The sequence below is a fragment of the Herbaspirillum sp. 3R11 genome (assembly GCF_004563925.1).
Lineage (GTDB): Bacteria > Pseudomonadota > Gammaproteobacteria > Burkholderiales > Burkholderiaceae_D > Herbaspirillum.
Genome location: NZ_SPNJ01000002.1, coordinates 248,562 through 260,800, shown reverse-complemented (window position 1 = coordinate 260,800; position 12,239 = coordinate 248,562). Strand labels below are relative to the sequence as shown.

Here is a 12,239-nt window from a genome sequence, read left to right as displayed (position 1 = left end):
TCGCCTGCATTCCCCGTAGCGTAATGCAGGAGCGCCGCCAAATCAAACCGGCGACGCTCCCGGGGCTTTGCCTTTCAGGCGCCGGCGGTCTGCAAACCGCCACTGCCGCCGTTGTCGTTTTTATTCTTTCTATTGCGCAAGGTGCGTCGCAGCAGGAACATGCAGATGCTGAAGTTGAGCAGGTTCCACAGGATGCCGTTGACGAAGGCGGCATGGTAGGAGCCGGTCAGGTCGAAAATCTGTCCCGACATCCAGCCGCCCAGCGCCATCCCGAGCATGGTGCACATGATGACGGTGCCGACCCGGCCGCCGGCTTCGGAGGCCGGGAAATATTCGCGCACGATGATCGCGTAGGACGGCACGATACCGCCCTGGAACAGCCCGAACATGGCCGAGATGACGTACAGCGACGCCAGTCCGTCGAACGGCAGGAACAGCAGCAAGGCGATCCCCTGCAGCATCGAACCGAGCATCAGCGTGCGCAAGCCACCGATGCGGTCGCAGATCAATCCGGACACCAGCCGACTCACCACGCCGCACGCCAGCATCAGCGACAGCATCTGCGCGCCGCGCGCGGCGCCGTAACCGAGGTCGCCGCAGTAGGCGACGATATGCACCTGCGGCATCGCCATCGCCACGCAACAGGCGATGCCGGCCACGCACAGCAACAGTTGCGCCTTGCCCATCGGCAGACCGAAGGGTCGCTCCGAGGTCAGGCTGACGCCGTTGCGCGCAGCCGCCGCAACCGCTACCGGCGGACGCTTACGCATCAGCAGCGCCAGCCCGCCCATGACGATGAAGCACACCACACCGAGGCCGAAATAAGTCTGGCGCCAACCAACCGTGTCGACGAAATGCTGCACGATCGGCGGCCAGATTGCACCGCCAAGATAGTTGCCGCTGGCGCACACCGCTACCGCAATCCCGCGCCGACGCACGAACCACAGCGAGGTGTCGGCGATCAGCGGCGAGAAGGTCGCCGAGCTGCCGCACAAGCCGATCAGCAAACCATGCGCGAGCGTGAAGACGATGATGTTGGGCGCCATGCCGGCCAGGATGAAGCCAAGGCCCAGACAAACCGCGCCGACCAGCAACGGAATCATCACGCCGAAACGGTCGGCCAGCTTGCCCATCAGCATGCCGCCGATGCCGAAACCGATCATCGACAGGGTGTAGGGCATCGACGCCACGCCGCGCGCGACGCCGAATTCCGCCTGCACCGCCGGCAACACGACGGCGACCACGTACATGCCGCTGGCGCCGATCACCATCAGCACCAGCGTGATCAGCAGGCGCACCACCGCATAGGATGAATCGGCGCCGGATTGATTTTCTGGATCGTTTGTGGAAGTGGAATGTGCTGCAGGGGTGGAAGTCACGCGCGGGTTCTCCGTCTCGTTCAGGAATAGTCTTTTGTCTCCCGCTGTTGACTTGCGACGGCATGGTCAATGCAACAACACTATCGTCAATTTAACAGCGGAGGACAGCCTAACACGAGACGCGCGGGCATGCAGACGAGGTCAAAAAAGCAATGCTGCAAAAGCAAACGGAGAGAATAATCTCTCCGTTTTCAAGCTGTCGACACGTATCCGAAGACCACCTCAGACCAGGCGATAGCCGCCTTTTTCTTTCTTCTGTGCGATCTTCCGGATCATCTGGAAGCCGGCTTCCTGGTCATTGACCACGGTCACACGACCGCCGCCGCGCGCCTGCGGTTTGCCGGTCCAGCATTGCGTGACGATCCAGTCGCCCAGCAAATCCTGGGTCAGGTCAGCGACGAACAGCCGCGCCAGCTCGGGCTGGTCGGTGAAGAAGTTCAGGCGCATCGGCCCGGTGACGGGCAACATGTGGGTGACGTTGTCGGCGGAATCGATCATGGCGCAAGAATAAAAAACGGAATGGACAAAAGGGTAAGTGAAAACCGCGATCAGGACAAGTTCGGCGCCAGCCAGCGCTCGACCTCTTCCTTGGCGACGCCGCGGCGCTCGGCCATGTCGGTGACCTGGTCGTCGCCGATCTTGCCGACCACGAAGTATTTCGATTCCGGATGCGCGAAGTAGAAGCCCGACACCGATGCGCCCGGGAACATCGCGTACGACTCGGTGACCGTCATGCCGATCTCGTCGCATTGCATGACCCTGAAGGCCTCGGCCTTGACCGTGTGCTCCGGGCAGGCCGGATAGCCGGCGGCAGGACGGATGCCGACGTATTTTTCCTTGATCATTTCTTCGGCGCTCAAGGACTCCTGCGGCGCGTAGCCCCACAGATCGGTACGCACGCGCTCGTGCAGATATTCGGCGAAGGCTTCGGCCAGACGGTCGGCCAGCGCCTTCAGCATGATCGATGAATAGTCGTCGTGCGCATCTTCAAAGCGTTTTTCGTACTTCTCGATGCCGAGACCGGACGTGACGGCGAACATGCCGATGTAGTCGGCAATGCCGGACGCCTTCGGCGCGATGAAGTCGGCCAGGCACTGGTTGGGGCGGGCCACGCCGTCAATCACCGGCTTCTCGGTCTGCTGGCGCACGCCGTAGTAAGTCAGCGCCACTTGCGTGCGCGTATCGTCGGTATAGATTTCGATGTCGTCATCGTTGACCGTATTGGCCGGCAGCAGCGAGACGATGCCGTTGGCGGTCAGCCAGCGGCCGTCGATGACTTTCTTCAGCAGGGCCTGGGCCTCTTCGAAAACCTTGCTGGCGGCTTCGCCGACCACTTCGTCTTTCAGAATCGCAGGATACGGACCGGCCAGGTCCCAGGTCTGGAAGAACGGACCCCAGTCGATGTATTTGGCCAGCGTCGCCAGGTCAACGTTCTTGAACACGCGGCGGCCGATGAACTTCGGCTTGAGCGGTGCAAATTCGAGTTGCATCTTGTTGTCGCGCGCGGCGGCGATCGTCACCAGCGGCACCGCCTTCTTGTTGGCGTGCTGCTCGCGGATGCGTTCGTAGTCGGTGGCGATGTCGGCGATGTACTGATCCTTGTGCTCGGGCGTCAGCAGCGATTGCGCCACCGAGACGGCGCGCGAGGCGTCCGGCACGTAGACCACCGGGCCGGAGTAATTCGGCGCGATCTTGACGGCCGTGTGGGCGCGCGAAGTCGTGGCGCCGCCGATCAGCAACGGCATCTTGACGCCACTGAAGTAGCTGTCGCGCTGCATTTCCTTGGCGACGTAGGCCATTTCTTCCAGCGACGGCGTGATCAGGCCGGACAGGCCGATGATGTCGGCCTTCTCTTCCTTGGCCTTGGCCAGGATCTGCGAACACGGCACCATCACGCCCATGTTGACGACTTCGAAGTTATTGCATTGCAGGACCACCGAGACGATGTTCTTGCCGATGTCGTGGACGTCGCCCTTGACGGTGGCGATGACGATCTTGCCCTTGGGCTTGGCGACGACGCCGGTCTCCTGCTCGATCAGGCGTTTCTCTTCTTCAATGAAGGGAATCAGATGCGCTACCGCCTGCTTCATCACGCGTGCCGATTTGACCACCTGCGGCAGGAACATCTTGCCTTGGCCGAACAGGTCGCCGACCACGTTCATGCCGTCCATCAGCGGGCCTTCGATCACGTGAATCGGACGGCCGCCGCTCTTCAACATATTCTGGCGCGCTTCCTCGGTATCTTCGACGATCCATTGCGTGATGCCGAGCACCAGCGCATGCGCGAGTCGTTTTTCGACCGGCTCGCTGCGCCATTCCAGCGTGGCTTCTTCCTTCTTGTCGCCTGCCTTCATGGTCGACGCGATGTCGATCATGCGCTCGGTGGCGTCCGGACGACGGTTCAGCACCACGTCTTCGACAGCTTCGCGTACATCCGCCGGCAAGTCGTCATAGACGCCGATCATGCCGGCATTGACGATGCCCATGGTCATGCCGGCCTTGACGGCGTGGTAAAGGAACACGGTGTGAATCGCTTCACGGGCCGGGTCGTTGCCGCGGAAACTGAAACTGACGTTGGACACGCCGCCGCTGATCTTGGCGTAGGGAAGATTTTGATGGATCCAGCGCGTCGCCTCGATGAAGTCGACGGCGTAGTTGTTGTGCTCTTCGATGCCGGTGGCGACGGCGAAGATGTTCGGGTCGAAGATGATGTCTTCCGGCGGGAAGCCGACCTTGTCGACCAGCAGGCGATAGGCCCGTTCGCAGATTTCGATCTTGCGCTCGTAGGTGTCGGCCTGGCCGACTTCGTCGAAGGCCATGACGATCACGGCGGCGCCGTAGCGGCGGCACAGCTTGGCTTCGTGCAGGAATTTCTCTTCGCCTTCCTTCATCGAGATGGAGTTGACGATGGACTTGCCCTGCACGCACTTGAGGCCGGCTTCGATGACCGACCACTTGGACGAGTCGATCATGACCGGCACGCGCGCGATGTCCGGCTCGGATGCGATCAGGTTGAGGAAACGCGTCATGGCGGCCAGCGAATCGAGCATCGCCTCGTCCATGTTGATGTCGATGATCTGGGCGCCGTTCTCGACCTGCTGGCGTGCAACGGCCAGGGCTTCGTCGTATTGCTCGTTGAGGATCAGGCGCGCGAACGCCTTGGAGCCAGTGACGTTGGTGCGCTCGCCAACGTTCACATACAGCGATTGATCGTTGATGATGAACGGTTCCAGACCCGACAGCAGCATCTCGTGCTTGCCTTCCGGCAGCTTGCGCGGCGCAATCGTGGCGACCGTGTCGGCGATCGCCTTGATGTGCGCAGGCGTGGTGCCGCAGCAGCCGCCGGCGACGTTGACGAAGCCGCTTTCGGCGAAATCTTTCAGCAGCGACGAGGTGACGTCGGGCGTTTCGTCGAAGCCGGTGTCGCTCATCGGATTGGGCAAACCCGCATTCGGATAAATGCAGACGAAGGTGTCGGCGATCTTGGACAACTCTTCGGCATAGGGGCGCATCAGCGCTGCGCCCAGTGCGCAGTTCAGGCCGACGGTCAGCGGACGTGCATGACGGATCGAATGCCAGAAGGCCGGCACGGTCTGGCCGGACAGGATGCGTCCCGAGGCATCGGTGACGGTGCCGGAAATCATGATCGGCAAACGCGCATTTCCTTTCGCCTCGGATTCTTCGAAGAACACGTCGATGGCAAACAGCGCGGCCTTGCAATTGAGCGTGTCGAAGATGGTTTCGACCAGCAGCACGTCGGCGCCGCCTTCGACCAGCGCGCGCGTTTGTTCCAGGTACGAGGCCACCAGTTGATCGAAAGTGACGTTGCGGGCGGCGGGGTCGTTGACGTCCGGCGAAATCGAGGCGGTCTTCGGCGTCGGGCCGAGCGCGCCGGCGACGAAGCGTGGCTTGTCGGGCGTCGAATACTTGTCGCAGGCGGCGCGCGCGAGCTTGGCCGACTGCACGTTCATCTCGTAGACCAGATGCGCCATGTGATAGTCGTCCTGCGCCACGCCGGTGGCGCCGAAGGTGTTGGTCTCAACCAGGTCGGCGCCGGCGGCCAGGTATTGCTCGTGGATTTCCTGGATGATGTGCGGCTGGGTCAGGCTCAACAGTTCGTTATTGCCCTTGACGAACAACTCCTTGCCCGGCACGCTGAAGTCCTTGAAGCGCTCGCCGCGATAGTCCTCTTCCGTCAGTTTGTACTGCTGGATCATGGTGCCCATGGCGCCGTCCAGAATCAAGATGCGCTTCGACATCAGGTCGCGCAACAGCAGTTCGGTTTGGCACAGATCGTTTGGCTTCATGGCGAGAATCTTCAATGTGGAATAATGCAAGCCGAATGCAAAAACCCGGTCACGCAACATGCCGGGTTCATCCAATCGGTTAAGACTTGAAATTATACGTGAAACGCCTGCCAAACCCTTGGCGGACCGACACGCTTCCCACCCAAACAACGGATATCGAGAAGTTGCAATGACACAAAAAATCCTGGTGCTGACCGCCCTTGCCTCGGAACTCAACGCCGCAGCCGCTCCAGCCGGTGTGGACGTAATCTATACCGGCGTGGGCAAAGTCAACGCCGCCTCGACCGCCACAGCGGCGATTCTGCAGCACCGGCCGCAGCTGGTGATCAATTTCGGCACGGCGGGCAAGATCAATCCGGACCGCGACGGCCTGCTCGACATCGCCAGCGTCATCCAGCGCGACATGCTGGCCATTCCGCTGGCCGCGCGCGGCGTGACGCCCCTGTCGGACGAGCCGAGCTGCTACACCTCCGGCTACGGCGATGCCCGCTGCGGCACCGGCGACAGCTTTGTCACCGCCGCCGATCCATGGCTGGTCCAACAAGGCGTGGATGTTGTCGATATGGAACTGTTCGCCATCGCCCACACCTGCCATCGATATGGCGTCCCCTGGCGGGCATTCAAGTTCATCACGGATGCTGCCGACGGCAACGCGGCCGATCATTGGAACGACAACGTTCACCGTGGCGCCGAGCTGTTTTGGAAGGCGTTTGCACAAATTCGCGGTGATTGACGCAATTTGTGAAGGCACCGTTGGAGTTTTAGAATAGGCAAACCCACGAATACATTGGTTTTTCCCCTGAATTCGAGAGGATTCAGGGATAAAAAGCGTGAGAAACTGGCTCATCTTGCAGTTCCATCCGGATAACCCAGCAAAGTCATGGCCAAAACACCCTTGTTCTCCATCGTGATCACGACGCACAAACGACCGCAAACGTTGACACGTGCGCTAACCTCGGTCCTCGCCCAGACCTTCACCGACTTTGAAATTGTCCTGGTGGCCGACGAAGGCAGCCTGGAAACCAAGGAAACCGCAGCCCGGTTCCTGCGTGAAGACGATATTTTCCTGGTCCTGCCGCATACCAAAGGCCCCGCGGAGACGCGCAATGCCGGCGTCCATCACGCCAGAGGCAATTACATTTTGTACCTCGACGACGACGACAGCTATCGTGAGAATTTCCTTGCAGACCTGACCAATGTGCCGGGCTTTCGCAACGACGCAATCAATTACGTCAACTACACGCAATTGAAGGAAATCCGCACACCGCATGACATGCAGACGATTTCATCGACCGAGATGCCACTCGGCACAACGGAGATCAGCACCCTGCTGGTCAGCAACTTCATTCCCAACAACGCCATCGTCCTACCGGCCTCGATGGCGAAACAGAACCGTTTCGACGCCAACCTGGACAGCCACGAAGACTGGGAATACCTGCTGTCGCTGGTGTTGAAACACGATTTCAACTTCCTCGACATCTCCGGTCCGGTGGTTCATATCAATACGGGCGAGAGCCGCAACAACGACGCCAAGACCAGCGGCTCGATCGCTTTGGACTTCTTGTCGATCTATCGCAAATGGCCGATCCCTGACGACGATGTCAAAGCGCGCCGGAAAGACATGCTGCGGCAGCTGGGTCTCGATTTGCCGCAAGAATTGCTTTGATCACTTAGCCTCATCGTCAGGCCGTGGGTCGGCAGATGTCGACCATGAGCAACATCCGCTTCTCGTCCCGCACCGGAAAGCCTCCAGGCAATCCATCTGTGCAAATTCCGCACATATCTTGTGACGCCGCGCTACTGTTGGCGCGGCGCTTGTTCACCTACTCTTCGTCCTGTCGCTTTCAACCCAGGAGAAGAACATGTCCCACCCCACCATCCGCACCATCGCGGGCGCTGCTGCACCGGTTGCGCTGCAAGCCGCCAGCACCGCGCTGCTGGTCATTGATTTTCAGAACGAATACTTCAGCGGCAAGATGCCGATCCCCGACGGCATGGCGGCAATGAACAACGCCAAACGCCTGATTGCCTTTGCCGATCGCCACAGCATGCCGGTGTTCCACGTCCAGCACGTGACACCGTCCGGCACGCCGATCTTTGCGGTGGACGGCGATACCGTCGCCATCCACAAGGATATCCAGCCGGCCGCCCACCATCGCGTGGTGCAGAAGAGCTCGGTCAGCGTGTTCCCGACCACCGACATCGACGCGCAACTGAAAGCCGCCGGCGTCAAGACGCTGATCATCGCCGGCCTGATGACGCATGCCTGCGTGGCCGGTGCCGCACGCGATGCGGTCCCCGCGGGCTACGACGTGATCGTCGCCGCCGACGCCTCGGCCACACGCGACCTCGATGCACCGGGCGGCGGTGTGATCACGCACGACGTCCTGCATCGCGGTGCGTTGACGACCATCGCCGACACTTTCGGCGATGTGCTCGATACAAGCGCCATTCTTGAACTGCAAGTGCAGTAACTCTTTGCCGTAAATCCCCACATTCAAAGGAACACCATGAAACGCATCGCAATCGCCTTGCTGTTGCTGGTCGCCGCCGGCGCCAGCTTCGCAGACAACAACATCAAAGCCGGCAAGCCTGCCGTCCAGCCGCTGGTTTCCTTCCCGGCCGCCGACCTGAAGTGGCGCGAACTGCCCGGCACCGGCGGCATCAAGGTGGCCGACGTGCGCGGCAGCATCACCGGCAAGGGTGCTTACGATGCCTTCGTCATCTTCCCGGCGGGCAAGGACAATCCTTACCACCTGCACACGCAAAACCTGCCGACCGTGGTGTTGAAAGGTACGTTCTACGCCGTCATCGACGGCAAGCGCATCGAGTATCCGGCCGGTTCGTTCTACAACCTGCCGGCCAACATGCCGCACTACAGCGGCTGCGCCAAGGGCGAGGACTGCCTGTTGTTCCAGTACCAGGCCGATCACTTTGACCTGGTGCCGGTCGAGAAGAAGTAATCGATGAAGAGTAAATTCGCTGCATGAATGAAAAAAAGGCTGCACCTTTGCGGGTGCAGCCTTTTTCGTCTGGGCGTCTGCCTATACGGGCCAGCGCGGCGTGGCGTAATAGTCCGCCAGGAAATCGACGAACGCGCGCACCTTGGGCGAGAGATGATGGTTCTGCGGATACAGCACATACAGGTCGCGCGACTGCAGGCGATATTCGGGCAGCACTTCCACCAGCGCGCCGCGCCGCAGATCCTCGTGCACGACGAAGGTGGCCGATGCCGTGATGCCCATGCCGGCGCGGGCGGCAGCGCAGACGATCAGGCCGGTGTTGGCCTGGACATTGCCGCTCAGGCTGACCAGCTGCTCGCGGTCGTCGGGACCGGTGAACACCAGCTCGGTGGTTTGCAGCGCGAGCGAATACGCCAGGAAATTGTGCTGCTGCAAGTCCTTGGGTTCGCGCGGCGTACCGTGTTTTTCCAGATAGGCGGGCGTCGCCACCAAAGCCATGTCGCTGACCGTCAGCCGCTTGGCCACCAGCGTCGAATCGGGCAGCGCGCGCGTGATGCGCAGACCGACGTCGAACTCTTCGCTGATGAGGTCGACGAAGCGGTCGTTGCAGACCACGTCGACTTTCAGCTCGGGATACGCCTGCATGAATTGCGGCAGCCAGTTGGGCATTTCCAGCGTGCCGAACACCATCGGCGCATTGATGCGCAGGACGCCGGCCGGCCGCGCATGATGATGCGAGACCACGCGCGCGGCGTCTTCGACCTGGTCGATGATGTCGATGCAGCGCTGGTAATAAAGCTGGCCGACTTCGGTCAGCGAGAAGCGCCGCGTGGTGCGGTTGAGCAACTGCGCGCCGAGCAGCTCTTCGAGCTGGCGCACCTGGCGCGACACCACCGTGTGCGAGATGTCGAGCGCGTCGGCGGCGGCCGAGAAACCACCGCTTTCCACCACGCGCCTGAAGATGCGCATTGCCGCCAGTTGATCCATTGCCCCTCCGCGAAAAACTGCCTTGTCTACCCTATAGGAACGTGCCGTCTGCCAGTGCAAATCCCTTGAGGAATTCTGCCACCGGCAAACGCTTGCCGCCGGGTTTTTGCAATTCCGTAATGTGCAGCACGCCGTCGCCGCAGACTACCTTGACGCCGTCGTGCGCATTGGCGGCGAGGATGCTGCCGGGCGCCGCTGCCGTCTTTTCAGTCAGCGCCTGCGCCTGCCACAGCTTGACGGTGACATCTCCTGCAGATGTTGGAAACTGCGCCGATGCGCCCGGGAAAGGATTGAATGCGCGGATCTTGCGCGCCAGCACTTCAGCCGGCTGGGTGAAATCCAGCGCGGCTTCTTCCTTGCCGACCTTGGCGGCGTAGTTGGCGCCTTCGTCCGGTTGCGGCGTGGCCGGCAACTCACCCAGTTCCAGCTTGTGCACCGCGTCGACGATCATCTTGCCGCCCAGCGCCGCCAGCTTGTCGTGCAGGCTGGCGGTGGTGTCGTCGGCAGCGATCGGCAGCGACTCGATCAGCAGCATCGGACCGGTGTCGAGTCCTTCTTCCATCTGCATGATGGTAATGCCGGTTTCGCTGTCGCCGGCTTCGATGGCGCGATGGATCGGCGCCGCGCCGCGCCAGCGCGGCAGCAGCGAGCCGTGGATATTGATGCAACCCAGGCGCGGAATATCCAGCACGCTGCGCGGCAGGATCAGGCCGTAGGCGGCGACGATCATGAGGTCGTGCGGCGTGTTGCGCAGCAGCTCATGCGCCTCGCGTGCGACGTCCGGATATTTGCCGTCCAGGCGCAGCGACACCGGCTGCGCCACCGGCGTGCCGTGCGCCAGCGCACATTGCTTCACGGGCGAGGCATGCAACTGCATGCCGCGGCCGGCGGGGCGATCGGGCTGGGTCAGCACCAGGGTGATGTCGTGGCCTGCGGCATACAGCGCCTCCAGCGCGACGGCGGCGAATTCGGGGGTTCCGGCGTAGATGATTTTCATGGTCTTGCTCGTTCAGGGATTGCGTTTCTTGTGCGGCGCTTTGGAAAACGCGAAGTCGTACACGCTGTTGGGTAACAGACGCAGCAGTTTGGCGACCACACCCATCTGCCACGGGATCACGCGATAGCTGTCGCCGGCGGCGATCGCGGCCAACGCGCGCGCCGCGAATTTCTGCACCGGCATCAGGAAGGGCATGCGGTAGTGATTGACCTGCGTCATCGGCGTATCGATGTAGCCGGGCGCAATCGTCACTACCTTGATGCCGCTGGCGCGCAACTCGATGCGCAGCGATTCGCAATAGCTGATGACCGCCGCCTTCGATGCACTATACGCCTCGGCGCCGGGCAGGCCGCGGATACCGGCCACGCTGCCGATGCCGACCAGCCGGCAGTCCTGCGGTCGCGGCTGGCGCTTCATTGCGGCGATGAACGGATGGAAGGTCGCGACCGTGGCCGTCACGTTGGTGGCGATGATGCGCTCGAACACCGGGATGTCTTCGGCAAACTCGGTCAGCGTGCCTTGCGAGATGCCTGCGTTGGCGATCACCACCTCAATGCCGCCGGTTGCGGCGATGAAGTCCTGCGCCGCCTGTTGCAACGCGGCGTGGTCGGTGACGTCGAGCACGTACAGGTGATGGCGCTCGGGATTGGCGAGTCCGACGCGCAACTGCTCGAGCATGTCGCGGCGGCGTGCGACCAGGCCCAGCACGGCGCCTTGCTGTGCGTAGGCTGAGGCCAATGCGGCGCCGATGCCGCTTGATGCGCCGGTGATGAAGACTCGCTGCATGCAACCCCTTCCGTTCAATTGTGATCCGTATGCGCCAATAAAAACGGTCCGTCCTCTCGCGAGCGACGGACCGTGTTCAGCGCGGTGAAGCTTATTTCTTCTTGGCAGGCTTGGCTGCTTCGACTGGTTTCTCGGCGCCTTTTTCCGCCGCCAGCTTGGTCAGCAGATGATCCATCACCTGCAGCGATGCGGCTTGCTGCATGGACTCGGGCTGGTTGGCCATGGAGGCGCCGGCGATCGACGGTGAGGTCAGGTAACGACCGTCGATGGCGATGGTCGGCACGCCGTCGATCTTGTACGCTTCCTGCAGCTGCGAGGCGCGACGCACCTTGGTCTGAACACCGAAGGAGTTGTACAGGTCAGTGAATTTCTGCTTGTCGATGCCCTGCTTCTCGATGAACTCCAGAATGGTCTTGTCGGTGTCGACGCGTTGGCGGTCAACGTGGATGGCCTGGAAAATCTTCGGATTCATTTCCGCGGTCTTGCCCATCGCTTCGAGCGCGTAGTACAGCTTTTGCTGAGGGATGAACGATTCGCGGAAGGCGACCGGCACTTGCTTGAAGACAATCTTGTCGCCCTGCTTCTTGACCCACGCCGTCAGCGCCGGATCAAAGGCCGCGCAATGCGGGCAGCTGTACCAGAAAAATTCGGTGACTTCGATCTTCTTGCCCGACTCGGTCGGCTGGGCTTGCTCCAGCGTACGGTAATCGGTGCCGTTCTGTGGATTGGCGGGTGATGCGCCGGCCGAGATGGCCAGCAAACCCAGACTGATGGCAGCGAGAGCATGACGGAACAAACGCATAATTCTTAACCCCTTCTC

General features: G+C 61.4%; 11 protein-coding genes. 4 read left to right on the top strand and 7 right to left on the bottom strand.

Annotation, left to right across the window (positions count from 1 at the left end):
- Positions 1-74 precede the first annotated feature (74 nt).
- The 3 genes from E4P32_RS09395 to metH form a co-directional block, all read right to left on the bottom strand.
- Positions 75-1,271 (bottom strand): MFS transporter, encoded by a 1,197-nt coding sequence (locus E4P32_RS09395; protein ID WP_233526657.1) that lies wholly within the window; start codon positions 1,269-1,271, stop codon positions 75-77.
- Positions 1,272-1,601: 330 nt separating this feature from the next.
- Positions 1,602-1,877: a hypothetical protein gene (locus tag E4P32_RS09390; RefSeq protein WP_116434444.1), complete on the bottom strand. Its 276-nt coding sequence runs from the start codon at positions 1,875-1,877 to the stop codon at positions 1,602-1,604.
- A 50-nt stretch (positions 1,878-1,927) separates the two neighbouring features.
- Positions 1,928-5,686: a methionine synthase gene (gene metH / locus E4P32_RS09385; protein WP_116434655.1), complete on the bottom strand. Its 3,759-nt coding sequence runs from the start codon at positions 5,684-5,686 to the stop codon at positions 1,928-1,930.
- A 169-nt stretch (positions 5,687-5,855) separates the two neighbouring features.
- Here metH and E4P32_RS09380 point away from each other — a divergent pair, with 169 nt between their 5' ends.
- The 4 genes from E4P32_RS09380 to E4P32_RS09365 all read left to right on the top strand — a co-directional run bounded on the left by E4P32_RS09380 (position 5,856) and on the right by E4P32_RS09365 (position 8,649).
- Entirely contained in the window at positions 5,856-6,419 is a 564-nt protein-coding gene (locus E4P32_RS09380) for a 5'-methylthioadenosine nucleosidase (protein WP_116434445.1), read from the top strand.
- A 147-nt stretch (positions 6,420-6,566) separates the two neighbouring features.
- On the top strand, positions 6,567-7,352 hold the full coding sequence (locus E4P32_RS09375; protein ID WP_116434446.1) for a glycosyltransferase family A protein: 786 nt from the start codon (positions 6,567-6,569) through the stop codon (positions 7,350-7,352).
- 196 nt (positions 7,353-7,548) lie between these two features.
- Entirely contained in the window at positions 7,549-8,160 is a 612-nt protein-coding gene (locus tag E4P32_RS09370; protein ID WP_116434447.1) for an isochorismatase family protein, read from the top strand.
- A gap of 36 nt (positions 8,161-8,196) precedes the next feature.
- Positions 8,197-8,649 carry a cupin domain-containing protein gene (locus E4P32_RS09365; protein ID WP_116434448.1) on the top strand — a complete coding sequence of 151 codons (453 nt, stop codon included), beginning with the start codon at positions 8,197-8,199 and terminating at the stop codon, positions 8,647-8,649.
- An 81-nt stretch (positions 8,650-8,730) separates the two neighbouring features.
- Here E4P32_RS09365 and E4P32_RS09360 read toward each other — a convergent pair whose 3' ends face one another.
- The 4 genes from E4P32_RS09360 to E4P32_RS09345 all read right to left on the bottom strand — a co-directional run bounded on the left by E4P32_RS09360 (position 8,731) and on the right by E4P32_RS09345 (position 12,221).
- Entirely contained in the window at positions 8,731-9,636 is a 906-nt protein-coding gene (locus E4P32_RS09360) for a LysR family transcriptional regulator (protein WP_116434449.1), read from the bottom strand.
- Positions 9,637-9,667: 31 nt separating this feature from the next.
- Positions 9,668-10,633: a methionyl-tRNA formyltransferase gene (fmt, locus tag E4P32_RS09355; protein ID WP_116434450.1), complete on the bottom strand. Its 966-nt coding sequence runs from the start codon at positions 10,631-10,633 to the stop codon at positions 9,668-9,670.
- Between the two features lie 12 nt (positions 10,634-10,645).
- Complete coding sequence (locus E4P32_RS09350; RefSeq protein WP_116434451.1) at positions 10,646-11,419, bottom strand: SDR family oxidoreductase; 774 nt, start codon at positions 11,417-11,419, stop codon at positions 10,646-10,648.
- Between the two features lie 91 nt (positions 11,420-11,510).
- Positions 11,511-12,221, bottom strand: coding sequence for a thiol:disulfide interchange protein DsbA/DsbL (locus tag E4P32_RS09345; protein ID WP_116434452.1), 711 nt, complete (start codon positions 12,219-12,221; stop codon positions 11,511-11,513).
- Positions 12,222-12,239: the final 18 nt, after the last annotated feature.

What these genes read in the sequence shown, in the direction of transcription:
- E4P32_RS09395 (WP_233526657.1), bottom strand. Translation starts at nt 1,271, where the DNA reads ATGGTGATCGGCGCCAGCGGCATGTACGTGGTCGCCGTCGTGTTGCCG.
- E4P32_RS09390 (WP_116434444.1), bottom strand. Translation starts at nt 1,877, where the DNA reads ATGATCGATTCCGCCGACAACGTCACCCACATGTTGCCCGTCACCGGG.
- metH (WP_116434655.1), bottom strand. Translation starts at nt 5,686, where the DNA reads ATGAAGCCAAACGATCTGTGCCAAACCGAACTGCTGTTGCGCGACCTG.
- E4P32_RS09380 (WP_116434445.1), top strand. Translation starts at nt 5,856, where the DNA reads ATGACACAAAAAATCCTGGTGCTGACCGCCCTTGCCTCGGAACTCAAC.
- E4P32_RS09375 (WP_116434446.1), top strand. Translation starts at nt 6,567, where the DNA reads ATGGCCAAAACACCCTTGTTCTCCATCGTGATCACGACGCACAAACGA.
- E4P32_RS09370 (WP_116434447.1), top strand. Translation starts at nt 7,549, where the DNA reads ATGTCCCACCCCACCATCCGCACCATCGCGGGCGCTGCTGCACCGGTT.
- E4P32_RS09365 (WP_116434448.1), top strand. Translation starts at nt 8,197, where the DNA reads ATGAAACGCATCGCAATCGCCTTGCTGTTGCTGGTCGCCGCCGGCGCC.
- E4P32_RS09360 (WP_116434449.1), bottom strand. Translation starts at nt 9,636, where the DNA reads ATGGATCAACTGGCGGCAATGCGCATCTTCAGGCGCGTGGTGGAAAGC.
- fmt (WP_116434450.1), bottom strand. Translation starts at nt 10,633, where the DNA reads ATGAAAATCATCTACGCCGGAACCCCCGAATTCGCCGCCGTCGCGCTG.
- E4P32_RS09350 (WP_116434451.1), bottom strand. Translation starts at nt 11,419, where the DNA reads ATGCAGCGAGTCTTCATCACCGGCGCATCAAGCGGCATCGGCGCCGCA.
- E4P32_RS09345 (WP_116434452.1), bottom strand. Translation starts at nt 12,221, where the DNA reads ATGCGTTTGTTCCGTCATGCTCTCGCTGCCATCAGTCTGGGTTTGCTG.